Raw genomic sequence first — 25,538 nt, 5'->3', positions numbered from 1 at the left:
CGCCCGAAGCCGGACGGGGGCTGTGTTCTCACCTGGGGTCTGGGGAGTGCATTGCCTGGGCTCAGGCCAACCCTGCCCAGAAGCGGTTGGCCCCGTTGTCGATGCTCGCCGTGTCGATGTTGGCCGGTGCCGTGTTGGCAACGGTCCCACCGGCCCATACGCCGAAGCGCTTGACCGCGTTGAGCCCGAAGACGTTCGGCGGTGCACCAAAGCCGTTCTCAAGCTGAAGGAGCATCGGCCCATCGGAAGCGGCGTAGCGGAAGACGAACCCGACGTAGTACACGCCGGGGGTCAGGCTCACGCTGGCCGTCAGGGGTGCCCCAACTGTGGCGCCTCCCGCGTTGTGGACTCCGGGCACCACAGCCACCCCGGCCATGTCTGCTGTGGTCGCCCTTCGCACGCCGGCCGTGGTGTAGATGGCAGCCCAGGACCCAGCGGTCAACTTCTCCGAGTAGCCCCCGAAGTGGAAGGCGATCTTGCTGACCGTGACCGTCTCCCGGATCACCACCGCAGCGAAGCGCAGCGTGCCGTTGCCGGTGAAGGCCGGGGTAGAGATGGCCGTTGCCGGGTCGAACGCCCAGGCGACTAGTCCCAGGTCCGAAGGAAGCCACCGGTCCGGATTTGCCAAGTCGGGCAGGTTGGCAACCGGCAACTTGGACGAGCCGTCCAGCGAAGCCACCCCGTTGGCAGCGCCCCGGGTTGTGGTCGCGAGCGCGGACACGTCGGCAGCCGTGAGCGTGACCGCCGGGCCGGACTTCGTATTGACGGAGGTGACCGTTCCAGCCGGTACAGAGCCGACCGTGACAACCGTGCCGTCAGCCTGCCGGACCTTGAGAACACCGGCTTCCGCGTAGACGATTGCGCCGTCCGTCACGGACGCGTTGGGGGCGGTGCCATCCTGCACGACCAGGACCCCGGCCCCGTTGCCGGTCGCTGCTGACGCTCCGCCAACCCTCAGATTCTTGTCTATGTAGACGTTGCCCGGCTGAAAGCGGACGCTGCCCGTGGAACGGACCTCCATGGAGTTCGTAGCGTTGTCGGCAGACTTCACCGCGAGCGCGAGCGCGCTTGAGCCGGCGGGCAGCGTGATCGTTGCCGGACCGGCCGCAGGAACGGCGCCGATGTCGGCAGGCACTAGAACCACGTCCGGCCCCAGCTTGCCGTTCACCGTGTTCACGTTGCCGGTGCCCGGGTCGCCCTTCGGGCCCTGGGGACCGGCCGGGCCTGTTGCCCCGGTCGGGCCCTTGATGCTGCCCTTGTTCGTCCAACCTGTCCCGGCCACGTACAGGTACAGGTTGCCTGTGTCGGTCCGAATGGCGAAGTCGTCAGGCACTCCCACGCCGGTTGCCTCAGTGCCGTTGGCAAAGGCGTAGACCTTGCTGCCCGGCGTTCCCACGTCACCCTTCGGGCCCTTCAGGTTGCCGATGGACGAGCCCCAGCCGGAGCCGGTCCGCTGCCAGAAGTCGCCCGTATCCGAGCGAAGAAGAAGGTCTCCCGGCTTCGCGTCCGTGCTGGGCGTGGTGCCGGTGTTCACGTACCACTGAGAGCCCCGGATGTCCCCGCCCACCTTGGCCCAGGTGCCGCCGCTCTTCTTCCACACAGTCACGGTGGTATGCGTGACGCCCAGCAAGGTCCGAACGTCGTACTGGGTGTAGAAGTCACTGTTGGCGCCCAGGGATGCCGCCGGGACCGTGCTGCCGCTCAGGATCTGGGAACCCGGTACGGGGACGTAGTTGGGTGTGGTCGGGTCGGCCGGCGCCACGTCGGCAAGGTCCACGTCCGGTACGGCCTTCGGCAGCAACAGAGCGAAGTTCCGGCTCCCCACGATCCCGGCAAGGTTCTCCTTGACCGCCCAGGCCCAGCCGCTGGGGTTCATCTGGGGCGCGTCGGTGGCGGGCAGGGTGACGGAGAAGGCGCCGGTCTCGTCCAGCGTTGCCACGACGGGTCCGCCGATGAACAGGTCTGAAGCCGGGAAGGTCAAGAGCCCCGGCGCGGTGAAGGTGATGGTCCCGGCGAGCGCTCGCCCGTCCGGCCCCCGGTACTGGCCATGGACGCGGACGGTCGGAATCTCCGCGGGCAGTGGTGTGGTCATGCGTGTCCCCCCAGACATGCAAAGGGGGCGCCTCCCCACTCACACGAGTAGGGGGCGCCCTCCGGTTGGTTCTACGGGCGTGCCAGGAGTTCAGCCACCTGGGCGCGAAGCTCCTGGTTCTCCCGCCTCAGCTCCTTCACCTCACGGCGAAGTTCAACAATCTCGTCCGCCTGCCGCTGGGCCTTGCTCGCGAAGGCTTCCGCCTCCGTCCGCCACGCTTCGCGCATACCGGTCTTCCACCGGCTGAGCGAGAACGCAATGAACACCAGGAGCGGGGCGACGATCTCAGCGGACCCGTAAAGTCGGGCCAGATCCATGCAGCCCCCTTAGACGAAGAAGTACGGCTCCGTGATATCGGCGTTGCGGCCCCACGAAGCTCCGGAATTGCGCACCCAGGCCCAGCCCTTGGCGGAGGCTTCCGGGATTCGTTCGGCCGGCAGCCCCACGCAGTAGTGCATGGCGGAAATGCTGTATGAGCCGTACAGGTCACTGTCCCCGACGATTTCCGGAATGGTGACCCAGCCCGCCCCGACGTTGGCACGGGACTTCGGCAGAACCATCGTTTCGTAGCTAGTGTTATTGGGCATTTCCAGCGGGCCGCCGGTACTGGGCGCGCTCTTGTTCGTCGGCTTGTAGAACGCGAACACATCGACCGTGCCCGGCGTGTGCGTCTCCGGGCCGACCTTGTACCGATGCTGAAGTTCGATCGTGTAAATCGTGGTGTCATTGGCATAGTCCCAGCCGTACGGGATGCCGTGGACCCAGCGCATGACCACGGAGCCGATCAGACGTTCCGTGTCCCCAGTGAGGTTCAGGACAGCGGAGGCACTGACGATCTCCCGTTCACCCTTGCCGGTGTGGCGGAATGCGGCTAGGCGAACCTCCGCTTCCCGCTTCCCCGTGGAAAGGAAGTCGGTGATGAATTTGCATTCGACCCGATCGAAGGTCAGCCCCGTGACGTTCGCGATGCTGACCGATGACCAGATGTTTCCGCCCACGGCGGGGCGCCCCTGGGCCGCCCATTCGACTTGCGGATACCGGTCAAACTTGTTTATGGGTGCGGGGGCCCGCTCAACGGCGGACAGCCGGCGCTTGACCTCCGCAAGCTCGTTCACCAGAGACGGAGGCAGGGCATTAGCTTGCGTTGGCATTGATGAACAACTCCTTGTTCGCGAGAGCGAGACGAATGGATTCGGTGCCGTTCACGTCCACGCTCGTGGCGCATTCGGTTACGGCGAACTCGTCCAGGAAGGCGACGTATCCGGCGTCCGCGTCCACGGCCACGTAGTCGCCGGGTACGAAGTCCAGCGGTCCGTACTGGCCCGGGTAGAGGGTGAGTTCTGGAATGGCTGCCGGTGCTGACCCGGCGTTGATGAGCGCCTGGGCCTTGCCCACGAGCGTGGCGGTCTCCTTCACGTCCTGATACGCGCCGATGGCGACGCGCTCAGGCATCCGGGCGGCAAGCTCGTGGTTCTCGAAGATCCCAACGAGCCGTTCGCCGTTGCCCTTGTCGGCCCCGGTCGCGTAGGCCACCGTGCTCAGGGCCGTGGAGTCGTACCCGACCCGGGTAACGTCCGCGTTCACCCGGTGCGTCAGGGTGCGTGTGGACGAGCCGGCCCGGCTGGACATCACGAACCGGTGCCCAACCTTCTTGCCACTGGTGATCCAGTACGGCACATAGCGGAAGTTGAAGCCGTTCACGTTGTCGGCAAGTTCTTCGATCGCCTCACCGGCGTTCTTCAGCTCGTACCGGGTCCACACGGCGGTGCGCTTCGCCCCGGTGGCCGTGATGGTGTCCGTGGCCGTGCCGATGCCGTTGTCTGCGTTGAAGTACGTGAACCACGACTTCAACAGGTCCACCTGTTCCACGGTGCGGGCGGTCCATCCGTTGACGAAGGCCCGGCCCTTGTAGTGCGAGTGGTAGCCGGAGGCCCCCAGAGTCAGCGTCCCGGCCGCTATGTCCGCGGAGGCGGTCCAAACGATGCCGCCCCAGACCGGCGCCCCGTCCCGAGTGATGACGAGCCCGCTGATACCCGGGCTCAGGACTGCCGGGTCAGCCTCCGGTGCGAAGAGCGGAATGCCGACCGAAGCGGTCCCGGCCGCGTTGAGCGTGTGCGTGAAAGTCAGGCCCGTGACGGGCAGGCGGGTCACCACGTCGCCGGTCTTCGCGTTGGTCTGAAGGACCGCGTACTTCGCGCCCATCACACCCACCTGTTCCGCCACGTGAGGACTGCCTCTGTGGCTCGTGATGTCGCACCGCTGGACAGGCCGAGCCGGTGCTCCCCGAAGGCGTACTCAGGCCACGTTGAGCCCGGGGTGATCCGGTCGTTGTAGGCCGTGCCGGTCGCGGTGGCGGTTACGAGCTGGGCCGCGCTGTTGATGGTGAGCCCGCCGGCGAGCGGAACCATGCCGAAGTACAGGCCGGTGATCTCGTCCTTGAGAACACAGTCCTTCGCGTTGTCCAGCGTGATCACCGGCAGCGCGGGCACGGAGCCCGGGTAGACGAAGCGGAGCTTCGGGTTACTGCCCGCCCACGGGGAGGAGAGCTTCAGGCTTACGATCTCGTCCCCGTAGATGTGCGGGTCCGTGGCGTACAGCTCCACGACGATGTTGCAGACCCTGTTGGCGAAGTTCAGATCCATGGGCCCGGAGCGCTTCCGCGGTCTGGCGTTGACGAAGGCCGTACGGCCCGCGGCAAGGCCGGGGAACCTGAAGCGGAGTGGTCTCTCCGGCCCAGCCGGCGCGAACGCTGCGTAGACCTCCCCCAGGGCCTGGGCGAACTCGTCGGCAGTGGCGCCGTATACCTCAAGGGTCAGCGTCACGGCCCGGCCGTTCAGGTAGTCGTCTCCGGGGTACTGGCCGTGCTGTTGCACAAGGGTCAGGTCCGAAGACCTCACGTCCGGAAGGGACACGAGCCCGTCAACCGCAACAATGGATATGGCGGAGTCGGGCTCCCCCATGACGAGACCGGCGTATTCGGCGGTCCAGTCTCCCAACTCCGCCATGTCCATCCCCCCTTGGCCCTACTCGCGCGAGTAGGGCGGTTATGCAGTGCGAAGGGCCCAGGCGACTTCCCGCCCGATGGCCCACGGGTCCGCGCTTGTGCGGACGTTGACCACGACTCCGCCCCCCGACGGAGCCGCGTGGTTGGGGATCACGGTTGATCCACTGGGCAGGGACACCCATTCAGGTCCGCGCTCGCCCACGCGGGTCAGGCCCTGGGCCGGACCGCCCATGGCGCGCACGTGGGGAATGGGGTTGTCCGGGATGTCGATGGACAGGGCGCCCCAGCCCAACTTGTTGGGGATGGCCCAGTTGAGGAGATCCACCACGCCATTGATGGCGCCCTTGGCAGCGCCAGTCACGGAGGACGCCAGACTTGACGCGAAGCCGCCCAGTCGGGACAGCCCGTCCTTCAGTCCGTCGATGATGGAACCGCCGATGCCCAGCGCGGAGCGGGCCACGCTGCCGGCCGTGTCGCGGATGCGGCCCGGGAGTCCGGTGAAGAACTCGATCACGGCGTTGAGCCCGTCGCGCGCCTTGTTGTAGACCCAGGCGAACGCGTCCGCGGTGGCTTGCTTGATCGCGTCCCAGTGCTTGATCAGCAGACCGGGCCCGGTGAAGTTCAGGAAGAGCGAAACCAGGGTGTCCCAGATGCCCTTGATCTTCTGCCACACCCAGTCAAATGCGGCCCCGGTGGCTGCCTTGATGGCGTCCCAGTGCCCGATGATGAACCCCACGAGCGTGGCGTTCATGAACAGGGTGACCAGGAAGTCCCAGACTTGCTTGATCTTGTTCCACACCCAGTCCCACGCCTGGGTTGTCCACCCAACAATCTTGTCCCAGTTGGCCCAGATCAGGGCCGCGAGACCGACCACGGCAGCGATGATCAGCGCTACCGGGCCCATGGCAATCAGCCACGCCCCAGCCATGCGGGCCGCCTGTATGACCGCCTGGGCGCCCATGGCGATCCACGAGCCGACCACCACGGCAGCGGAGATCACTGCCTGTCCGGCTGCCTTGAGCCACCCTCCGACCACGGCCCAGTGCGAGAGCACCTGTGATGCTGCGCTTGTGGTCGCGGTCGCCGTGCTCGTGACCCAGGCGGTCACGTTGGCAATGCCCGCCTGTACGGAGGTGACACCCCACGCGACGATTGCCGGGAGGAGGATGGCCGTGATCACCCCGGCCACCACCGTGAAGATCCCCTTGTTGTTCTCAACGAAGCGGAACGTTTCTTCTGTCCCGTCCTTGAGCGCGCGAAGGGCAGGTAGTACCACGCCCGTGATCACGGTCTCCGCCGCCTGGGCGACGGGGGCAAACTTCGTTGCGAGTGCTTCGAGCCGGGGAATGACCTCCCCGCCGATCACGTCAACGGCGCCCTGCTGAAGGCCACGCCAGAACGCGGTTAGCTTCGTGGACGCGTTGTCGTGCATGGTGTCGCCGGCTGCCTTTGCGGCCCCGTCCACCTTGCCCAACTTCTGAACGGCCGTGTCTACGTCCAACGCGTACAAGGCGTCACCCAGGTCTTCCGCCTGGGTGCCGAAGAGGTTCACGGCTGCCGCGGACCGTTCCGCCGGGTCCTTCATGGCCCGGAGCTTGTCCAGCGTCAGGCCAAGGGCCTTCTCCGCGCTGGGGCCGCCCTTGGCGATCTGTGCCGCCATGGTCTCAGCGTTGAGCCCAATGGCCTTGAATCCGTCGGCAGTTGTCTTGCTGCCGTCGATGGCGCGAATGGAAAATTCCTTGAAGGCGTCGGCGACGATATCCGCGTCTCTCGCGCCACCTTGCAGGCCCTGGGAGATGAGCCCCATGGCGGTCTTGCCGTCCAGCCCCAGCTTCCTGAACTGGGTGCCGTACTCGTTGAAAGTGTCGGCCAAGTCTTCGGCCTTGTTGGCGCCGTTCTGGGCACCAGCGGTGAGGATGTCGAAGGCTTCCGTGGCGTCCTTCGCCAGACCGGTTTTAAGCATCTGGCCCACGGCTGTCGAGACGGGCCCTACGTCATCACCCAGGACTGACGCCACGTCCATGGCGGTCTTGCTGACCTTGGCCAGTTCATCCGCCGTGGCATCCGCGGGAACAAGTCCTTCGCGCCACAGGCCCTTGAGTGCTTCGTTGGCGTCCGCGACGGATTCGCCGTAGCCCGCCGCGTAGACCTCACCGGCCGCCTTGCCCAACTCCTTGGCCTGGGCTGGAGTGGCGCCTACCTGAGCGGCAAGAAGATCGCTGCCTTTCTCCTGATCCAGTGCTTCGCTGATACCGGCAGCGAGACCAGCGCCGATGGCCGCGCCGGCGAGAAGGGCAGCGCCCCCGAAGCGTTCACCGAAGGTGCTGACTTCCTGCCCGGCTTCGTCCGCACCTTCGGCAACCGCGTCGCCCAGGTTGGCAGCCTCTTCGGTTGCTTCCCGAAGGGCCGCCTCTACCTGATCCGCAAAGGCGGTTACATCCGCGGCGCCCCGCTCTAGGGACGCTGCAAGATCCGATTCGTCCCCGAGAAGTGTGATCGTGACAGGCTTCGCCACACCGGCCCCCTTACGTCATGACCGGCGTGCGCCGTTCCCCCGTGCTCCCGGACGCGCGCCCCCGTTGCGTGCGTCGGTTCTGCTTGTTCTGCCGCTCGATGTCGGCAGCCATCTGGTCAACCAGCGCGTTGAAGTCCCTCAGCTGTAGGGACCGAACGTCCGCCCAGGTCAGGCCACGAAAGTGGCCCAGGAGCCGGGCACAGAGAACTACGCGCTGGGCCCGGTAGGGTCCGGCTTCGCCTTGCCCTTGAACTCAAGGCGGAGGGCTCCGGCGTCCTCAATCGAGAAGTCCGGATCGGTCCGGCGCTTGAGGACCACGGCCATGGCCCGCAGCATCGGGCCCCGGCGCCGGCCGGGCTTGCGCAGCTCGTCAAGCGGCGCGTCCGTGACCTCTTCGATGATGTCGATTTCGTCAATGGTCAGACTGTTGAGATCAAGGGAGAGGAGTTCTCCCAGGTCCCCGCCCACGGCAGGCTTCTTCGCCACGTCTAGTCCCCCTCAAGGTGTTGGCGGACCACGGCGCTGATCTCGCGCTCGTAGGTCTCGGATACAGCGGCGCTCTTGCGCGCCATGGCCCTGAACAGGAAGCGGTTCGGCTTGATCCCGCGCTTCGGGTAGCCGAAGTGCACGGCTGCCGCGTACGGGACGCGAGTGGCGGAGCCCGCCTTCACCTGGGCCCCCTTCGCGGAGGCGGTGACCTTGACGGACTTCGCGAGTTTCCCCGGCTTGTAGCGCTTGCCGGACTTCGCGTCCCGCCGGCCCTTCGGGGCGGTTGACTCCGCCTCCGGCTTGACCACTTCGGCGGCTTGCTTGTTCGCCGCGCGAACCGCGTTGTTCAGGTCCCGGCTCTTCAGGCGCCGGATGTTCTTCTGTAGCTCCGTCATGCCCGCGACGCGGACCGTGAAGGCGCTCGTGCGGGCCATCGGGCCTCACCCCTCTTCTGGGGTGGCCATTGCCTTGAGCGGTGCTACGGGCTTCGGCTCCACGTAGGTGAGGCGGATGGCCGGGTTGCCGTCGCCCGGGTCCAGCACCCGGAAGGGCAGGGTGTGAACGGTCACGTCGTCAACGGACGCCTCCGGGGACTCCCCGGTGAACTGGATTGCCGGGCATTCGATCTTGAGCGATGTGCCCGGGGTCAGGCCCGTGAGGTCCGACCGGAAGCCGATCACCTCACCGGCAACGAACGCTTCGTAGAGCTTCAGGGAGTCCGCGGAGAACTCACCCTCTATCTCACCCTCGTACGTCGGGACGGCAGCGCGCACGGGCTTCTTCTTCAGGGCATTGGCCCGCAGGAACCGGCGGTCAGTCTTCAGGCCCAGGTCTCCGGTGAGGGAGAGCTTGCCCGCGTCCAGCGGGACCGGAGTCCCGGCCCGGGTCAGGGTGATGGCCGTGCGGGTCCAGTCGTACGGGCGGGCCGTTGCCGGGTAGTCGATGGGCAGCGCCTGAGCCGGCGTGCTCGTGTGGGACACGTCCTGAAAGTCGAAGGACACGTTGAACGTGACCGCGTTCTCCGTCTCAGCGGTCAGCTCCCACTCAGTGGCGACACAGCCCACGTGCCGGTAGGCCACGTCCGTCCCGTCGATGGCGGGACGGATCATTTGGGCCGTGAAGGACGGGGCAGCGCTGGACGCGGCAGTCTCGAAGACGTGCGTCCGGAAGGCGCCGGTGTCCGTGAAGGTGTGCTTGTCGAAGGCGGCCCGGAAGAGGGCGGCAGCGCCCACGTCCAGAAGGTCAACCTCAAGCTCCCCCTCCCCGCCCATCTGCACGATGTTCCGGCGGTCGGCGCGGGCGGTCTGCATTCCCCGCCGAAAGCCGACGGATTCAATGAACTCCTTGGCGACCTTCCAACTGTCGGCTTTCCCCTCGTAGCCGATGGTGGACGTAGGCGCTGTGCCGTACGCGGTCTCTTCTCCAATGCCAATGGCAGCGTCCAGCGCCATGCGGTCCCCCTAGGTTGTGGTGCGTCCGCGCACTCTCACGCGGACCGTCAGGGCGGAGTACGCCCCGTCTGTGGTCTCTGCGGTTTCGACGGTCGATGACTCCGGCCGGAGGTCGAGTAGGCCGGCGACAGTCGCCCGGTCCACGGCCCGGCAGGCGTCCGCCACCACGTCCCGGAGGACGTAGGCGCCCCGCTCCGCGCCGATCGGATCGCCCGGGACGATCACCACCGCGTGGGCTTCCACGTAGCCGGTGACGTTCGTGGGCTTCCGGGGCCCGGCGCGCATGGCGACGGGCTCAAGCTCTTCATCCGTGGTGGCACCTAGCCAGAGCTGTTGCCGACGATCGGACTGGCCGGTCTCCGCGAAGGTGCATTGCACCCCGGCGGGGACGAGCCCCTTGAGCGCTTCGAAGAGCGCAACCTTCACGTCGAAGATCAGTGGCACGGCAGCCCCCTACAGGAAGAAGAACGGGAGCCTGACCCGGTACCGGTTGAGCTGGGCGTTGACCTCCGGCAGCGACGTGGGCCGCCAGTTCCCGCCCGCCTGGGCAAGCTGGATCGAACCGAATTCGCTTTGAAGCTGAAGGGCGCGGTCCGGGACGCGGGAGACGAGATCCAACACGTACTGCCGGGCGATCCTGCGGACACACCACCGGATCGTTTCCGGCGCAGCATCGACGCCTTCCCACTTCCGCCCGCAGTACGTTTCGACCGTCTCAACCGCGTAGTCGATGGCTTCGCTGAGCGTGGCGTCCGGGAAGAGCTGGGTGTCCCCCAGCCCGTCCAGCGCCCGGAGTTCGTCCACGGTGGCGTATGACATGTGGTCCCCCCTGGGCAGAAGCCCGGCCTACTCGCGCGAGTAGACCGGGCCCGGTCGTGCGGCGCTGTTACGCGCCACCGCCAACGGTCAGAACCTTCACGGCACGCTCGTCCACAAGCAGACCGTCCGCCCGCTGAAGGAAGCGGTAAACGATCTGGTCGTTGAGGAACTTGAGGTCAACGGACCGCTCGACACGGAGCGGGCCGGCGAGACGGACCGTGTACTTCGACAGGTCACCGAAGGTCACCTTGTTGTCCGGGGCGCCTACGTCGGTCAGGACCGGGCGTCCGTTGAAGGTGTCCGGAGCGCCCACCTGTACGGAGGACTGCCACAGGTACTGACCCTGACCGTCCTTGAGCTTGCGCATCTGGGCCGCCACCTTGTCGGAGACGACGAAGGCCGCGGCACCCCGGTAGGAGCTGGGCAGCTCGTAGTACAGGTCAATAAGCGCGTCCGAAACGGTCGCGTCCTTCGCCGTCGCGGTGAACGTGGCGGTCGCCGGCGAAGCCGCGGTGATCAGACCCTTCGGCTGGTTCGTGCCGGTGCCGGTCAGGAAGTGCCGACCCATGCCGTCACCCAGAGCCGGGCCCGCGTCGCCCACCAGGAAGGAGACGAGATCAAGGGCCTGATCCTGCACGAACTCCGTGGACAGGGTGGACGCGTAGCCGTACTTGAACGCGCCAACGGACCGCTGAACCGTGGTCGGCTGGGACTCAGGGACAGCGGCGCTCTCGCCCACGATGGACGCGGACGCCCGGCCCGTCACAACGGTGAAGTCCATGGGCTCACCGCTGGACGTGGTGAGGATGGTGGCGCCACCGCGCATGATGGTGGACCGCTCGATTGCCTGGGCCAGAAGCCGGCCGTACAGGGTCCGCGCGATCACGGTGTTGCCCGGGTTGGTCTTCGTGTCGATGGCCCGGGACTCCGGAGCCTCCGGAGCGAAGGTCAGCCCCTCGTTGATCTTCAGGGCTCGGAGCTGTTCCGCCGCCTGGGCCAGCTTGTCCGGGGTGCTGCCCTTGGAGCCGGTGCCCTTCAGGCCCTGCATGAGCGCGCTCACGCTCTCGCCGGACTTCAGCACCTCAATGCCCCGCTTGATCCGACCGTCGTAGTCGGCAATGGCGTCCAGGAGTCGAGTCTCCTGGGCCCGGGACTCCGCGTCCATGGCCTTGCCCGCGAACTCCTCAGTCAGCGAGCGCAGTTCGTTCGTCGCCTTCTCGCGCGCCGTGAAGTTCGCGCTCAGGGTCGTTACGTCCATCTGTGATTCCCCCCGTGGTGATGAGCGCGCGGAACAGTGCACGCGCGTTCTTGTGGTCTTCCGGCTCGTCCGGCCCCCCAGCCGGTTCGTCCGTGGTCTCCTCCGACTCGTCCGGCTCTTCGTCCGGCTCTTCGTCGTCTGCCTTCGCGGCGCGGAGTTCGACGCCCAGCACTGCCCCAATGGACCGAAGTGCCGCGTCAGTGGTCGGGTAGGCCGGTGTGAGTACCGGGCCCAGCTCCGCCACGTCCATTTCTGTGATCTCCCGGACAGGAAGTCCGGTCTCCGGGTCGGTGCCCGCCCGGCGCTGCCCGCCCTTGCCCACGCGGAAGGTGAAGGAGCTGCCCTTCACGTCCCCGCGCTTCAGAAGTTCGGCAAGGTCCCGGCCCACGCTCGTGTTCGGAAGATCAATCTCGTACCAACCTCCGGCGTCGTCTTCGCCCACACGGAGCGTTCCGGACGAGCGCCGGCCCAGCACGTTGTTCACGTCGTGGTTGAAGGTGGCCACGATGTCGTTGCGCTCAAGGGACGCCAGACCGGCGCCCGGCGCGATGCGCTCGCGGAAGCCGCCCAGGTCACTGGACAGCTCGTTGAAGCGGTAGGCGTACCCGCGGGCGGTGAGCCCGTCGCCCTTGGCCCGGATCTCAGCCGGACTTGTCAGGCTCCGTGTCTCCGTCGTCATCCTCTTCGTCCCCCTCGTTCGTCTCGTCCGGCGCCGGGGGCTCCGGCTCCGGCGTGGTGTCCTGTGTCGGGGGCTCTTCGGCGGACACGTCGCCCAGGTTCAGCGGCACGCGGTAGGTGTCGCCCAGCCCGTCAGGCAGGGGTGCAAGGTCTTCGGAAGCCCGCACTTCGTTGATGCTGTAGATCCCGTTCTGAAGGCCCAGGGAGTACAGCTCCATGCGTTCCTTCGGGGCGCCCCGCTGGATTCCGTCCAGCGAGAACTTCACGAACTTCATGCGGTCCGCGGTCTCCGCGAAGAGCAAGCGCGTGAAGCCCGCTTCGATCCGCTCAAGCCACGGCCGGAGGCTGAACATGGAGAAGGCTTGGTTCTGTTCGGCAAGGCCGCTGCCCCAGCTCGTGGAGCCGGAAGCGTCCGCTATCAGGTGCGGTGGCACGCCGAAGATTCGCGCAATCTCCGGGACCTGAAAGGCCCGGGTCTGTAGGAACTGGGCTTCGTCCGGGCTCAGCGAGACCTTCGAGAACTTCGCGCCTTCCGTCAGCAGGGCGATGCGGTGAGCCGACTCCGGTCCGGAGTTCGCCAACCGCCACGCTTCGCGAGCGCGGGTAAGTCCCTCTTCGCTCATGGCGCCGGGGACTTCCACGATGGCGGACGGCACGGCGCCGTTCGCGAAGAACTTGCTGCCGTAGGTCTGTGCCGCGAGCGCGAGACCGATGGACTCCCGTGCGTAGTTGATGGGGCTCACGCCGGTGAAGTCGCCGGGCAGCATCATCCCGGGGATGTGCAGGATCTCCCGGGAGGTGAAGTAGCCGATCGCTACTTCGTTCCCGTCCGCGTCCACGTCCCAGGCTTCGAAGACCTTTCGCCGGCTGCCGTCCACCATCACCGTGTGTGTGGTGATCCGGGACGGGTCCAGCACGTCCAACCCGACGATCGCCGTGTTGTCCGGCGCCCAGCGCACGGCCAAGTAGGCGTTGCCCTCAAGGAGTAGGGACAGCACGAGCTGTGAAATCAGGTCGATGCGGCCCAGCCCGCCCGGCTCCGCCGTGGGGTAGTCCAGCCACAGCGGGGAGTTGATCTCCCGGCGAGCACCGCCCCGACGTGAGTACGTCGCAATGGGCAGGGTGGCGATCGTCTCCGACAGAAGCCGGATGCACGCGAAGACCGCGGATACCTGAAGAGCCGTGGTGGCGTTCACCCGCTGCCCCGCGGAGGAGACCGTTCCCGGGTACGGGTACAGCTCTCCCGCCGGCTCCCAGGTTGCCCGCGTCTCGGAAGCGCGGGGCTTGAAGAGTGCAGACCAGAAGCCCACCGTGCTCACCCCCGTGCCCGCGCACAGAGGCGGGCTGTCACAGATCGTTGAAGTAGTCCGCGCTCCCGCCGAAGGTGAAGACCTCCCCGGCGTCGTCCCAGGTGGCGACGATCGGCGCGTCAATGAGCCCCGGGTTGTCTTCCCGCCACAGCACCGCGCCGTGAACGGCGAGGATCATGGCAATGGCAAGGTCGATCTTCCGGCGGCTCGAAGCGTGCTCTTTGGTGATGCGGGCCCCGTGCCGGTCCTCCCGGAGCACGGCGTTGCCGATGTGGCGGGCCAACGCCGGGTTCCCGTCGTGGCTCAGCCGGCCGTCCCGGGCCGCGTCGTACACGGCCTGAGTCGCCGGGATCATCCGCTTCAGGCTGTTGGTCGGGAACGCTTCGACCGGGTGGCCTTCCGCCTCAAGGCGGTCAAGGGATTCCTCCCAGCGGTACGGGTCCGCCACGAGCACGCGCACCGTGTACGTGTCCAGCGCGGAACGGAGCGCGTCACGCACGTCCGCCATGGGTACCCGCCAGTGCGCGTCATCGGCCGGTGCCTCCCAGTGGCCCAGCACGAAGACCCGAAGGTCATGCACGCGGGCCGCAACCAACGCCGTGGAGTCGCCCTTCCATGACCCATCGAAGCCCAGGACCACGGCGTCACCGGGCCTGAGTTCGTCGTCCACGGCAAGGGAGTCCCACAGGCCGTGAGGCAGCCACGAGCTACCGCCCCTCACAAACTGGGACAGGCGGTAGATCCGGAAGGACGCCTCCGTACTGCGCTGACACGCAGCTTCGAAGTCCGCCACGTTCAGGATGTCGAAGGACGGGTTGCAGGCCCGCCAGACCTCCGGGTCCGTGTGGTCCACGGTGGCGCCCAGCGCCGGGCCCCACGAGCGGTAGAAGAGCGTGGGGTCCTCAAGCTCCCCGGAGTTCATGCGCTCGCCCTGGGTGCACAGCCGGGCGAAGGGACCGTCAGGGTCCGGGCCGGCCGTGCTGATGATCCAGAACATCGGCTGAGAGCGAGCGGCGGACCCCAGGGTCAGCGCGTCGAAGAGGTCCGCGGACTTCGCGAAGGCGTACTCATCAAGGCTGACTGACGAAGGGTTCAGGCCCTGTTGCCGCCCAGCGTCCGCAGACACCACGCGGTAGGTGTTGTCCGCGTACCGGATGATGTCCCGCTGTACTTCGCAGACGGCAGACAGGCGGGGCGACGCAAGGACCATGGACTTCGCCGCATCGAACACCATGCGGGCCTGAGCCCTGTCGTTGGCGGCAGCGATGATCTGACGCTGAGCGTCGGCCCGGTCCGCCACAAGGTGGTACAGCATGATCCCCGCGGCCAACGTGCTCTTGCCGTTCTTGCGGGCCACGCAGACCACGGCGGTCCGGTGCTTGCGGCGCCACTGCCCGAAGGCGTCCCGCTCAAGGCGGTAGGCGTCAACGAGAAGATCCCGCTGCCACGGCAGGAGCTTGAAGGGCTGCCCGGCGAAGCTGCCGGTCAGCACGCAGAAGCGTTCAATCCAGTTGGCCACCCGGTGGCCTTCGGAGGGGAACTCCGCGCCGGCCGGGATGTGCCGCGCGATGACAGGATCAAGCCCGTCCCACATGCGACACCCCCCGGTCAGAAGTCGGCGGGACTTGCCGCCACCCGGCGGGCCTCCGCCGCGACGATGCCCAGGCGCATCCGCGCTTCCGGGCTGAAGCCAATGGCTGATTCGATGGCGCGGAGTTCGCGCTCTGTGGACTCCACGAACCGCATGGCCGGATGAATGGCGGGCTGCCCCGTGGAGCCCACGACGGAAAGGCCCTCCGTGTGGATCAGGTCCAGCAAGTCCGCGCGTCGGTCGTGAAGTTCGGCGTACCGCAGGATGATGTTGCGGTCCGTCTCCGGGGAGTACGCCCCGCTGCCCGCCTGCCACACGGCCCGCCAGACCTCACGGCCCCCGGCCTTCAGGTGGCTGGGCACTCGCGGGGCACGCCCCTCGTGCACGACCGGGGCCGCGTCAGGAGCTGCCGCTCCGGAGGGGTTGCCGGTCCGCTGGGCCGGGCTCTTCGCTCGCGTCACCTGACACCCTCCTAACTAGGGTTTAGACCCCGTTAGCGGGTGCCTTTCTCAGGGGTGCGGAACGGGCTTTGCCCAGGTCAGACAGCGCCCAGGGCCCAAAAAAGGAGCCGCACCCAGGGCGCGTTTTCCGAGCTGGGGCCGGGATCGCCGGCGGGCACGCGCGGGAACTTCCGGACCGCTCTCCCCCTTCCACGACGCCACTCAGGGGCGGGGCCTACGCAGCATGGGGTACCTCCACGCGAGGGGTGTTCGGCGTGTGCTTGGGCGACCGAACATACGAATAGTTACACTCTGTGGTGGACTGATCACTCCGAGCATCCATCAAGGAGATTCGAAATGGGCACGAAGGAAGACCAGCTCACGGCGATCGCCAAAAAGGCGGCCAATTTCATCGGCCTCGGCGGCGAGGGTCGCGAGAAAGCCATCGAAAGGGCCCGTAAGGAAATGCCCGGCGGGCAGAATTTCACCAACGATGAGGTCAGCAACAGGCTGAAGGCCGGTGGACCCGAGCTCCGGACCGGCACCCCCATGGGGAACATCAGCCTTCCGCCGAAGGAGTAGGCGGGCTGCTCCGCTGATCGACGGACTCAAACCGTCACCACCCGGTTCCAGCGCGGAACGCCGGAACCTACTTGCGGCAGAACGCGCGCCTACACCGCACCCACTTCACCCCGGTACGCGCCTCCCACGCCCGTACTGGGGTGGAGTCATGTCCAGCCTCAGAAGGGCGGAGCCGTGTAGCCCAGGTCCACGCGGGTCTTCGCCTTGTGGCACGGACGGCACAGCACCTGAACGTTGCCGTCCACGTCCTCACCACCGCGCGACAGGGGAACCACGTGGTCCACGTCCATGCCCGATGCCAGGAAGGACAGACCGCAGTGAGCGCACTGCCCACGACCGGCCCGCTTCAGCACCGCACGCAGACGAGCACCCGCGTTGTTCCCCCGGGCGATGGCCTCACGGCGCTTACGGTGCGACTGCACGGACCGACCGGACTCGTAGGCCCGGTGATGCTCAGCGCACCGCCCTGCATGGGTGGCGAACTGTCGGCAGTCCAGACAACGAGTGCGCATGGCCACCCCCCTTGTACGCATGGCCCCCTACCGGGAGACCCCCCTCCCTACTCGCACGAGTAGGGCCTTCAAGAAGAAGTCCATGCCGCCCCACCTGGGCGGGCTTACAACCCCGTTCGGCACACTCCCCACAAGGGAGCGGGTTACTGATGGGCGGCCCAGGGCCCCCACGAACGGCATGGACTAGAGCCCACCCCCGGGTTCGAACCGGGATCTCTGTGGCCGATATCCCGGACGAGCCGGGCCGGTACCACGCACCTCTACCGATTGGGTCAGGCGGGCTAGCTTGCAACGGGCCGGATTCGAACCGGCGTTGACCCCTGACCGGGGTTGTCCTAGGCCGCTAGACGACCGTCGCTTTAGGCGATTCCGCAGGAGCTACCCGCCACGCCAAGGGATCACGAAGAGCCCACAGTTGGCCCAGTCGGACTCGAACCGACAACCCCCGGGTTAAGAGCCCGGTGCTCTACCAATTGAGCTACGTGCCATGGGCCCAGGGGCTCAGAACCCGGACGGAGATCCGTACCGGGGAGCACGTGGGCCAGTGAGGGGGGTTCTCAGTCCGCCGTGTGGCGCGTAGCCGGAAGGGTGCGCGGTATCCCCTGCCCTCACCCCGTATCTAGGGAGTGGATTGCCCAGAAGCGGGCCGGACAGGCTGGGGCTCGTGGCGGCCCCCGGTGACGAAGTGACGAAGTGGCGGGCCGGGCCGGGTTACTCCTACAGATTGTTTTTTAGGAGGTTCGTAGGGTGGATTAGAACTAATCGTCACTTCGTCACTTCGTCACTGATGATGACTGGGTGTGCGATTGCCTGACTCTGTGTAGCGGTTCAAACGGGGGCAATCTGCGCACCGCCCCACCGCCGATTCATGAGGCGTGCATGACAAGACAGCGAAACGCGAAAGGGCGGCCCCACCCTCGCACTGGAGTGAAACCGCCCTCTTGTTACGCCGTGAGTTCCACGTCCTCTTGCCCGAGCACACGCTTGGCCCCGGTCCACGCGTAGTGGAAGCGGTCAGGCGTCACGGGGGTCCGACCCTTGCCGAACGCCGGACGCACGCACACCCCGTCAAGAGCCAGGGAGAGGAGTTCCCTCCGCTCTTCCACGGTGGCCTTCTCCCACGCGTCTGCGATCGTCTGGGCGTCCAACAGGTACCCGATATCGGCCGTGGGCTCCGGGATCATGCCGAGCATCTTCTCCGCGGCCCTCACCGTGTCCTCCGCTTCCCTGAGGAGACCCGGGTAGAACTCTGCCGCCGGGCCTTCGAACTCCTTGCGCTTGTACTTCGCGGCAACAAGATCCTCAAGGGCCGCCTTCGCGTTCTCAAGACGCTCTTCGGCCTCCCGGCGCTCCGCCACAATGTCGGGCCGATGCGTGTCCAGCCACCGGGCAGCGACCGCGTGAAGGAGCGGGTCTTCAGGGGAGCTTGCCGTGAGCCGGTTGACGAACGCCTGAAACACGAAGTGATAGGCGTACTTCGCCATGATGGACGCCGGAGCCAGGCACGGCCGCCCACCGTGGAGCTTGTGCGGGCACCCGAAGGAATTGCCCCTCTTGATCATGGTCCGGCCACAGCCAGAGCAGAACATTGCGCCTGACAGCTCGTGGCGCCCCACCGACCGGACGCCCCGCTTCGTGCCCTTCTTCCCAAAGAGCGCCGTGCGCTGCTGCACAACCTTCCGGGCCTTGAGTTGCTGGGCTTCGGTGACCACGCCCTTGCCGACCGAAACGCGCTGCCCCTTCTCGTTGCGGTACACGGGGTCTTCCCGGTCGTCCCAGTCGCTTGCCGGCTGAAGCCCGATGTACGCCGGGTGGCGAAGGATCTTGTAAATCCTCTGCGGGCTCCACCGATAGCCCGGCCGGGGGTAGATTTCATCATCGTGAAGGCGGGCAATGACCGTGGGAGCCGTAGCTCCTCCGCCTATCTCGCGGATCATGCGCCGGATCACGTCCGCCTTCGTGGGCCCGTCCGGCTTCCCGGGTATGGCAGGGCTGTCATCGGGAAGGAGCTGCCGGGTCTTCGGGTCCTTCTTCAGCCCGTACGGGACGCGCTTGGCGAGCCAGATTCCTTCGTCCTTGGAGTACCGCCATGCGTCCGCCACGCGGTCCGACAGTTGGTCGGAGAACTCCTTAGCGTCCTCCGCGCGCCACATGATCATGCGGCGGTCCTTCGGTTCACTCGTGTCGAGATTGTCCGACCCGAAGAAGATCCGCTTACCGTCCAGCCGGTCCATGATCGTCAGGACAGCCAAGGCGCCCTTACGGCTGAAGCGGTCCAGCTTGTACGACCACAGGCAGCGGGTGGCACTGGTCTCAAGGGCGCGAAGCCCAGCGTCATAGCCGGGGCGGTGAACGTCCTTGCTGCCGCTGATGCCGTTGTCCACCCAGACGTACCGGGGTCGGTACTTGTTCCACTCGCCCCAGCGGATGCCGTCGTTGATCTGCTGCTTGACGCTGAGTTCCCGGTCTTCACGTCCCTTCCGCGTGACGCTCTTGCGCGCATAGATGTCCATGTCCCCGTTGGGGTCGATGATCATGTACGGCACAGCAACGCGGGCGGGAGCCTTCGAGCCGGCGAACGTGGCGGGTCGGTCTTCGGTCAACGTCGTCATGGGAGCCCTCCCCCCGTCCACTGGGGGCGCTTTCAGCCCCTCAGCAAGCCGGGGCCCCATACGCGGGCTCCGGCCGTCTACGGGGCGCCTAGCCCCCCTCAAGGAGGAGCTAGTGAGCACGTTGCCTGTAGGTGCGTTTTTCTTGCACCTCTGCAAGCGCACCGACGTCCTGGAGGAAGCGGTGGAGCGCCTGCGGCGGCTCTGAGACGGGCGCGGGCGCCGGTCACCACGGGCCGAGGTCGCTCCCGGGGGCCCGGCGGCCCTGGCATCGTAGTGTTCCTCCATCGTGGCGACCCCGACCGGGAGCCCCCAGAGAGTCGGGACGCATGGCGACGGAAACGCTGTCCAACGGCGCACTGCCCGCGCGGCCCGCGCGGCGCACCGGCCGGTCCGGCCGGATCCCGGGCGCCTTCCTCGCGCTCGGGCTGTACGCGGCCCTGCGCGGGGCCGGGGTGCTGGCGGTGGCCCTGGCGGCCTGGTGGACCGGGCGCAGCCCCGTACGGGTGCTCGGGGAGTCCTGGGACTCCGTCTGGTACCTGCGGATCGCCGAGTACGGGTACGGGCGGACCCAGATCTATCCCGGCATCGGGTCCGTGCAGAGCGATTCCGCGTTCTTCCCGCTCTACCCCACCCTGATCCGCTGCGCCTCCGCCGTGCTGCCCGGCTCCCTGACCGTCGCCGCGCTGGCCGTGGCCTGGATCGCGGCGGGCGCGGCCGCCGTCGGGGTGTACCGGGTCGGGGAGCACCTGCTGGGGGCCCGCGCCGGGGTGCTGCTCGTCGCGCTGTGGGCCGTGCTGCCGCACGCCCTGATGCTGACCCTCGCCTACACCGAGCCCCTGCTGGCCGCTTTCGCCGCCTGGGCCCTGTACGCCCTGCTGCGCGGCCGCTGGGGCTGGGCGGCGGGGCTCGCCGTCCTCGCGGGGCTGACCCGGCCCACCGGCATCGCGGTCGCCGCGGCCGTGACGGCGGCCGCCGCGTACGAGATCTGCCGGCGCCGGGGCCGCGCGCCCGCGGCGGTGTGGGCCGCCGGGCTGGCCGCTCCCGCGGGCTGGGCCTCGTACGTCCTGCTCGTCGGCGTGCGCCGGGGGGATCCGCTCGGCGGCTACTTCGCCGTCCAGAGCGGCTGGGGCTCGCGCTTCGACTTCGGCGCGGGGGCGCTGCGCTCCGCGCGGCACGCGCTGTCCGGCATCGGGCAGGTGGAGCTCGCCACGACGGTGACGGTGGTGCTGCTGACGGCCGCCCTGGTGCTCGCCGGGCTGCTGGCGGCCGACCGGAGGATCCCGCTGCCGCTGCTCGTGTACACGGGCGTGCTGCTGGTGATGACCTACGGCGGCGCGGGCTTCTTCGAATCGAAGCCGCGCTTCCTGCTGCCCGCGTTCCCGCTGCTGCTGCCGGCCGTGGCTCTCATGGCGAAAGCCCGGCCGCGCACCGCGGTCGTGGTGACCGGGGTGCTGGCCGGGCTCTCGTACGGATACGGGCCGTACCTGCTGCTCGTGTCCGGAGTGGCGCCGTGAGGGGTCGGACGCGGACCGCGAGGACCTAGAGGACCCAGAGGGACCTGAGGACCCAGAGGGACCTAGTTGGTCTCGCTGTCGCCGTCTTCGCCTTCGCCGTCGGCCTTCTCGTCGGCGGAGTCGACTTCCTTCTCCAGCCCGAACTGCTCGACGAGCCACTTGTCGAACTCGATCGACGCGCGGACCCAGCTGACCGTGGAGGACACGAAGTGCTCCAGGTTCACGCCGGTGCCGATCAGCATCTGCGCCTCGCCGATCAGGCGGACGGAGCCGTCGTCGTGCGTGTGGCTGTAGACCTTGGGCCACAGCGTGCGGCGGTTCCAGTCGTCGATGGACTCGAGGAGCTGAGCCTTCTCTTCGATCTTGTGCGGGCGGTCGTAGAACGTCCGCACGGAGAAGACCTGCTGCTCGTCCTCACCGCGGAACATGAAGTACGTGCGGAAGTCCTCCCACGGCGCCGCGAGGTCACCCTCGTCGTCGACGACGTACTTGAGCTCCATCTGCTCCAGGAGCTGCTTGACCAGATCCTGGTCGGGGACGACGGGGCCCGCCGGTCCAGTGGCCTGCGGATCGGGCTGCTGCCCTCCGAAGTTCGGAATCGAGGCCGGGTCGATGCTCACCGTGTGACTTCCCTTCGTGCGGATGCGGCCATCCTCCCCCATCGCGCCCACCCCGTGTCCACCCCGGAAGGGCCCGATCCGCGCAGGGCGGACAGGAGTAGGGCCCGGGTAAGCCGGGCCCCGGGGATTCCGGGACCCGGCTGAGGCGGTATTGCGGCGGATTGCAGCGCCTTGTCACTCCGGGTGACAGGGCCGGGTGGCCGGCGACAGGACCGGGTGGCTACAGCGCCTTGCCCACCAGCAGGCCGTCGCCCGCCACGGAGACGCGGACGGTGTCGCCGTCGCGGATCTCGCCCGCGAGGATCTCCTTGGCCAGGCGGTCGCCGATGGCCGTCTGGATCAGGCGGCGCAGGGGGCGGGCGCCGTACGCCGGGTCGTTGCCCTTGTCCGCCAGCCAGGCCAGGGCCTCGGGGGTGACGTCCAGGGCCAGGCGGCGTTCGGCGAGCCGCTTGGCCAGGCGGCCGATCTGGAGCTCGGCGATGTGGGCCAGCTCGGCCCCGCTCAGGGCGGAGAAGACCACGAGGTCGTCGAGGCGGTTGAGGAACTCCGGCTTGAAGGAGGCCCGCACCACGTCCAGGACCTTGGCCTTGATCTCGTCCACACCTGTGGACGGATCCATCAGGCTGTGCCCACTCAAATACTGACTGCCCAGGTTCGAGGTCAGGATCAGGATGGTGTTGCGGAAGTCCACGGTGCGGCCCTGGCCGTCCGTGAGGCGGCCGTCGTCGAGGACCTGGAGCAGGACGTCGAAGACCTCGGGGTGGGCCTTCTCGACCTCGTCCAGGAGGACGACGCTGTACGGGCGGCGGCGGACGGCCTCCGTCAGCTGGCCGCCCTCCTCGTAGCCCACGTAGCCGGGCGGCGCGCCGACGAGGCGGGCCACGCTGTGCTTCTCGCCGTACTCCGACATGTCGATGCGGATCATGGCCCGCTCGTCGTCGAACAGGAAGTCCGCGAGGGCCTTGGCCAGCTCCGTCTTGCCCACGCCGGTCGGCCCGAGGAAGAGGAACGAGCCGGTCGGCCGGTCCGGGTCCGCGATGCCCGCGCGGGTGCGGCGCACGGCGTCGGAGACGGCGCGCACGGCCTCGCCCTGGCCGATCAGGCGGCGGCCCAGCTCCTCCTCCATCCGGAGCAGCTTCTGGGTCTCGCCCTCCAGGAGGCGGCCGGCCGGGATGCCCGTCCAGGCGCCGACCACGTCCGCGATGTCGTCCGGGCCGACCTCGTCCTTGACCATCGTGTCTTTGGAGACCTCGGCCTCGGCCTCGGTGGCCTCCGCGAGCTCGTGCTCCAGGGCCGGAATCTCTCCGTAGAGGAGCTTGGAGGCGGTGTCGAAGTCCCCGTCGCGCTGGGCGCGCTCGGCCTGGCCGCGCAGGTCGTCCAGGCGCTCCTTGAGCTCGCCGACCCGGTTGAGGGACTGCTTCTCCTTCTCCCAGCGGGCGGTCAGGCCCCGCAGGTCCTCCTCCTTGTCCGCGAGGTCCTTGCGGATCTTGTCGAGGCGTTCGCGCGAGGCCGGGTCGGACTCGTTGTTCAGGGCCAGCTCCTCCATGCGCAGGCGGTCGACCGAGCGCTGGAGCTCGTCGATCTCCAGCGGGGAGGAGTCGATCTCCATGCGGAGCCGGGACATGGACTCGTCGACGAGGTCGATGGCCTTGTCGGGGAGGAACCGGGAGGTGATGTAGCGGTCGGAGAGGGTGGCCGCGGCGACGAGCGCGCTGTCGTTGATGACGACCTTGTGGTGGGCCTCGTAGCGGCCTTTGAGCCCGCGCAGGATCGCGATGGTGTCCTCGACGCTCGGCTCCGCCACCAGCACCTGCTGGAAGCGCCGCTCCAGCGCCGGGTCCTTCTCGATCCGCTCGCGGTACTCGTCGAGGGTGGTCGCGCCGACCATGCGCAGCTCGCCGCGGGCCAGCATGGGCTTGAGCATGTTGCCCGCGTCCATGGAGGAGTCCCCGCCGGCGCCCGCTCCGACGACCGTGTGCAGCTCGTCGATGAAGGTGATGATCTGGCCGTCGCTGGACTTGATCTCCGCGAGGACGGTCTTGAGGCGCTCCTCGAACTCGCCGCGGTACTTGGCACCGGCCACCATCGCGCCGAGGTCCAGGGAGACCAGCCGCTTGTTCTTCAGGGACTCGGGGACGTCGCCCTTGACGATGCGCTGGGCCAGGCCCTCGACGACGGCGGTCTTGCCGACGCCGGGCTCGCCGATGAGCACCGGGTTGTTCTTCGTACGGCGCGAGAGCACCTGGACGACGCGGCGGATCTCGTGGTCACGGCCGATGACCGGGTCGAGCTTGCCCTCGCGGGCGGCCGCCGTGAAATCGGTGCCGAACTTCTCCAGGGCCTTGTACTGGCCCTCGGGGTCGGGGGTGGTCACCCGCCGCCCTCCTCTTGCGTTCTCGAAGGCGCCCCGCAGCTTCTTCGCGGTCGCGCCCTGTGCGGAAAGGAGCTCACCGGCCGCGCCGCCCTTGGCGGCGATGGCGATGAGCAGGTGTTCGGTGGAGAGGTACTCGTCGCCGAGCTTCCCGGCCTGCGCGTCGGCCTCCGCCAGGACGGCGAGCAGCTCGCGGGTGGGCTGCGGGGGCGCGACCGTGGAGCCCGTGACGCTGGGCAGGGCGGCCAGCAGACGGTCCGCCCCGGCGCGTACGGCGGCCTGGTCGGCGTCGGTCGCGGCGAGCAGATCGGTGATGTTCTCGTTGTCCTCGCCGGCGAGCAGCGCCAGCAGCAGGTGCGCGGGCGTCAGATCCGCGTGCCCGTCCTTGACGGCCCTGGTCGTGGCCGCGTTCAGCGCGTCCCGGCTCCTGTTGGTCAGCTCCGCATCCACGGGCGGCTTCTCCCTTCCTGCTTCGGTTCCCTACTGCGTGTGCTTTACATGAGCAACCTGCACAAAGTTGAGTCTATTCCACTCAAGGTGGCGCGACGTACCCTTCGCGCATGTCGACTCCCATCCCGGCCGGCACGGCCCGCCCGACCCAAGACGTACTCAACCCGACGCCGGAGTACCTCGCCTTCTGGCGGGAGCGGCACATCTGCACGCTGACCACGCACCGTCCCGACGGCAGCCCGCACGTGGTCCCGGTGGGCGTGACCTACGACCCGGAAGCCGGGCTGGCACGGGTGATCAGCAACAAGCACAGCAAGAAGGTCCGCAACGTGCTGGCGTCGCAGGGCGGCCCGCAGGGCGGGGCCCGGGTGGCGGTGTGCCAGCTGGAGGGGCGGCGCTGGGCGACCCTGGAGGGCCGCGCGGTGGTCCGTACGGACGAGGCCGCGGTCGCGGAGGCGGTACGGCGCTACGCGGAGCGGTACGGGCGGATGCCTTCGCCGAACCCGGACCGGGTGGTCGTGGAGATCGCCCTGGACCGGGCCATGGGGCGCGCATAGCCGGCGGCGCCCGGTCCGGTGGTGCCCGGTCCGGCCGTGTCCCGTTCAACGATGTCCGGTTCAACCACTGGACACGGACATCACAGCGACGCCATCGTGGTCAGGTCCACGATGGCGTCGCTGTGTGGGGGTAGTGCCTGAGCGATCTGCGACGACAGGGGAATCGCTTCAGGCACTGCGGGGGGTGGCGGCGGAGTCGGGCTCGAAAAGTTGGTGATCACGCTGGTCCAGATTGACGAAGACCATGCCGTACCGGATCTCGCAGCGGACGGGCTGCGGCGCGCCCCGGGGACGACGCAGACAGCGGTAGGCGCGGACGTCCTCGTCCTCTTCCCGCACCACGACGATGGGCTGGCCGAAGAGGGTGACCTTCAGCGAGTCACCGGCGTAAGGAATGGCAGTGGTGAGATCGATGAACTGCCAGCCGGAGCGGTAGGCCGATGCCATTTCACGGCGGAATCCGTGGTCGTCGGGGGTCATCAGGAAACCCGCGCAGGGATGGTTTCCCAGCCGAAGTCGTTCCCGACCTTCTTCTCGGCGGGCGAAATCGCACTGGTACCAGCGCTTCCCGTGTCCCCGTTGACGGTGGCGACTGCCCCAAAGATCGCGACGACGGAGAAAACAACGGCAAGCGCCGAGCGAAGCATTCTCTTATACATGGTCGGCTTCGTCC

24 protein-coding genes and 2 tRNA genes are annotated in these 25,538 nt (G+C 67.8%); 3 read left to right on the top strand and 23 right to left on the bottom strand.

All coding sequences use genetic code 11. From position 1 onward, the window contains the following. Positions 1–61: 61 nt before the first annotated feature. From OG247_RS23400 to OG247_RS23325, 16 genes are all read right to left on the bottom strand, one after another. Entirely contained in the window at positions 62–2,092 is a 2,031-nt protein-coding gene (locus OG247_RS23400) for a hypothetical protein (RefSeq protein WP_327254091.1), read from the bottom strand. Between the two features lie 71 nt (positions 2,093–2,163). Next, positions 2,164–2,409 carry a hypothetical protein gene (locus tag OG247_RS23395; protein ID WP_327254090.1) on the bottom strand — a complete coding sequence of 82 codons (246 nt, stop codon included), beginning with the start codon at positions 2,407–2,409 and terminating at the stop codon, positions 2,164–2,166. 9 nt (positions 2,410–2,418) lie between these two features. Next, positions 2,419–3,207: a hypothetical protein gene (locus tag OG247_RS23390; RefSeq protein ID WP_327254089.1), complete on the bottom strand. Its 789-nt coding sequence runs from the start codon at positions 3,205–3,207 to the stop codon at positions 2,419–2,421. A 19-nt stretch (positions 3,208–3,226) separates the two neighbouring features. After that, the gene (locus tag OG247_RS23385; RefSeq protein ID WP_327254088.1) at positions 3,227–4,315 is read right to left on the bottom strand and encodes a hypothetical protein; all 1,089 of its coding nucleotides are present in this window, start codon (positions 4,313–4,315) and stop codon (positions 3,227–3,229) included. Beyond that, complete coding sequence (locus OG247_RS23380) at positions 4,294–5,097, bottom strand: hypothetical protein (RefSeq protein ID WP_327254087.1); 804 nt, start codon at positions 5,095–5,097, stop codon at positions 4,294–4,296. Before OG247_RS23380 ends, OG247_RS23385 begins: the two co-directional genes overlap by 22 nt. Before the next feature lie 39 nt (positions 5,098–5,136). After that, positions 5,137–7,611, bottom strand: a complete 2,475-nt coding sequence (locus OG247_RS23375; protein WP_327254086.1) for a phage tail tape measure protein — start codon at positions 7,609–7,611, stop codon at positions 5,137–5,139. A gap of 207 nt (positions 7,612–7,818) precedes the next feature. Beyond that, positions 7,819–8,097 (bottom strand): hypothetical protein, encoded by a 279-nt coding sequence (locus OG247_RS23370; RefSeq protein WP_327254085.1) that lies wholly within the window; start codon positions 8,095–8,097, stop codon positions 7,819–7,821. A gap of 2 nt (positions 8,098–8,099) precedes the next feature. Beyond that, entirely contained in the window at positions 8,100–8,534 is a 435-nt protein-coding gene (locus OG247_RS23365; protein ID WP_327254084.1) for a hypothetical protein, read from the bottom strand. Between the two features lie 6 nt (positions 8,535–8,540). Then, positions 8,541–9,551: a phage tail tube protein gene (locus OG247_RS23360; protein ID WP_327254083.1), complete on the bottom strand. Its 1,011-nt coding sequence runs from the start codon at positions 9,549–9,551 to the stop codon at positions 8,541–8,543. A 9-nt stretch (positions 9,552–9,560) separates the two neighbouring features. Beyond that, complete coding sequence (locus tag OG247_RS23355) at positions 9,561–9,995, bottom strand: hypothetical protein (protein ID WP_327254082.1); 435 nt, start codon at positions 9,993–9,995, stop codon at positions 9,561–9,563. 9 nt (positions 9,996–10,004) lie between these two features. Continuing rightward, complete coding sequence (locus OG247_RS23350) at positions 10,005–10,370, bottom strand: hypothetical protein (protein WP_327254081.1); 366 nt, start codon at positions 10,368–10,370, stop codon at positions 10,005–10,007. A gap of 67 nt (positions 10,371–10,437) precedes the next feature. Further along, positions 10,438–11,628, bottom strand: a complete 1,191-nt coding sequence (locus tag OG247_RS23345) for a phage major capsid protein (RefSeq protein WP_327254080.1) — start codon at positions 11,626–11,628, stop codon at positions 10,438–10,440. Further along, positions 11,555–12,307 carry an HK97 family phage prohead protease gene (locus tag OG247_RS23340; RefSeq protein WP_327254079.1) on the bottom strand — a complete coding sequence of 251 codons (753 nt, stop codon included), beginning with the start codon at positions 12,305–12,307 and terminating at the stop codon, positions 11,555–11,557. Before OG247_RS23340 ends, OG247_RS23345 begins: the two co-directional genes overlap by 74 nt. Beyond that, a complete protein-coding gene (locus tag OG247_RS23335) occupies positions 12,270–13,616 on the bottom strand; it encodes a phage portal protein (RefSeq protein ID WP_327254078.1) in 1,347 nt (448 codons plus the stop codon). Before OG247_RS23335 ends, OG247_RS23340 begins: the two co-directional genes overlap by 38 nt. A 37-nt stretch (positions 13,617–13,653) precedes the next feature. Next, positions 13,654–15,210: a terminase large subunit domain-containing protein gene (locus tag OG247_RS23330; protein ID WP_327254077.1), complete on the bottom strand. Its 1,557-nt coding sequence runs from the start codon at positions 15,208–15,210 to the stop codon at positions 13,654–13,656. 14 nt (positions 15,211–15,224) lie between these two features. Continuing rightward, on the bottom strand, positions 15,225–15,668 hold the full coding sequence (locus tag OG247_RS23325) for a phage terminase small subunit P27 family (protein ID WP_327254076.1): 444 nt from the start codon (positions 15,666–15,668) through the stop codon (positions 15,225–15,227). 336 nt (positions 15,669–16,004) lie between these two features. Here OG247_RS23325 and OG247_RS23320 point away from each other — a divergent pair, with 336 nt between their 5' ends. After that, positions 16,005–16,229: a hypothetical protein gene (locus OG247_RS23320; protein ID WP_327254075.1), complete on the top strand. Its 225-nt coding sequence runs from the start codon at positions 16,005–16,007 to the stop codon at positions 16,227–16,229. Between the two features lie 158 nt (positions 16,230–16,387). On the opposite strand, the gene OG247_RS23315 is transcribed toward OG247_RS23320, so the two are convergent. From OG247_RS23315 to OG247_RS23300, 4 genes are all read right to left on the bottom strand, one after another. Next, positions 16,388–16,651, bottom strand: a complete 264-nt coding sequence (locus tag OG247_RS23315) for an HNH endonuclease (RefSeq protein WP_327254074.1) — start codon at positions 16,649–16,651, stop codon at positions 16,388–16,390. Between the two features lie 377 nt (positions 16,652–17,028). Next, a tRNA-Asp gene (locus OG247_RS23310) sits at positions 17,029–17,099 on the bottom strand. 57 nt (positions 17,100–17,156) lie between these two features. Beyond that, positions 17,157–17,229: transfer RNA gene (locus OG247_RS23305), tRNA-Lys, on the bottom strand. A 456-nt stretch (positions 17,230–17,685) separates the two neighbouring features. Continuing rightward, positions 17,686–19,353, bottom strand: coding sequence for a recombinase family protein (locus OG247_RS23300; RefSeq protein ID WP_327254073.1), 1,668 nt, complete (start codon positions 19,351–19,353; stop codon positions 17,686–17,688). A 326-nt stretch (positions 19,354–19,679) separates the two neighbouring features. Between OG247_RS23300 and OG247_RS23295 the strand changes: the two genes are divergently transcribed. Continuing rightward, entirely contained in the window at positions 19,680–20,867 is a 1,188-nt protein-coding gene (locus OG247_RS23295) for a mannosyltransferase family protein (protein WP_327254072.1), read from the top strand. 62 nt (positions 20,868–20,929) lie between these two features. Here OG247_RS23295 and OG247_RS23290 read toward each other — a convergent pair whose 3' ends face one another. Together OG247_RS23290 and clpB are read right to left on the bottom strand one after the other, a co-directional pair. Next, on the bottom strand, positions 20,930–21,487 hold the full coding sequence (locus tag OG247_RS23290; RefSeq protein WP_327254071.1) for a YbjN domain-containing protein: 558 nt from the start codon (positions 21,485–21,487) through the stop codon (positions 20,930–20,932). A gap of 220 nt (positions 21,488–21,707) precedes the next feature. Further along, positions 21,708–24,308 (bottom strand): ATP-dependent chaperone ClpB, encoded by a 2,601-nt coding sequence (clpB, locus tag OG247_RS23285; RefSeq protein WP_327254070.1) that lies wholly within the window; start codon positions 24,306–24,308, stop codon positions 21,708–21,710. Positions 24,309–24,418: 110 nt separating this feature from the next. Between clpB and OG247_RS23280 the strand changes: the two genes are divergently transcribed. After that, positions 24,419–24,865 carry a pyridoxamine 5'-phosphate oxidase family protein gene (locus OG247_RS23280; protein WP_327254069.1) on the top strand — a complete coding sequence of 149 codons (447 nt, stop codon included), beginning with the start codon at positions 24,419–24,421 and terminating at the stop codon, positions 24,863–24,865. A gap of 168 nt (positions 24,866–25,033) precedes the next feature. On the opposite strand, the gene OG247_RS23275 is transcribed toward OG247_RS23280, so the two are convergent. Further along, positions 25,034–25,345: a (2Fe-2S)-binding protein gene (locus OG247_RS23275; RefSeq protein ID WP_327254068.1), complete on the bottom strand. Its 312-nt coding sequence runs from the start codon at positions 25,343–25,345 to the stop codon at positions 25,034–25,036. Between the last annotated feature and the right edge of the window lie 193 nt (positions 25,346–25,538).

Source organism: Streptomyces sp. NBC_01244, from assembly GCF_035987325.1.
GTDB lineage: Bacteria > Actinomycetota > Actinomycetes > Streptomycetales > Streptomycetaceae > Streptomyces.
This window is presented reverse-complemented; position numbering and strand designations above follow the sequence as displayed.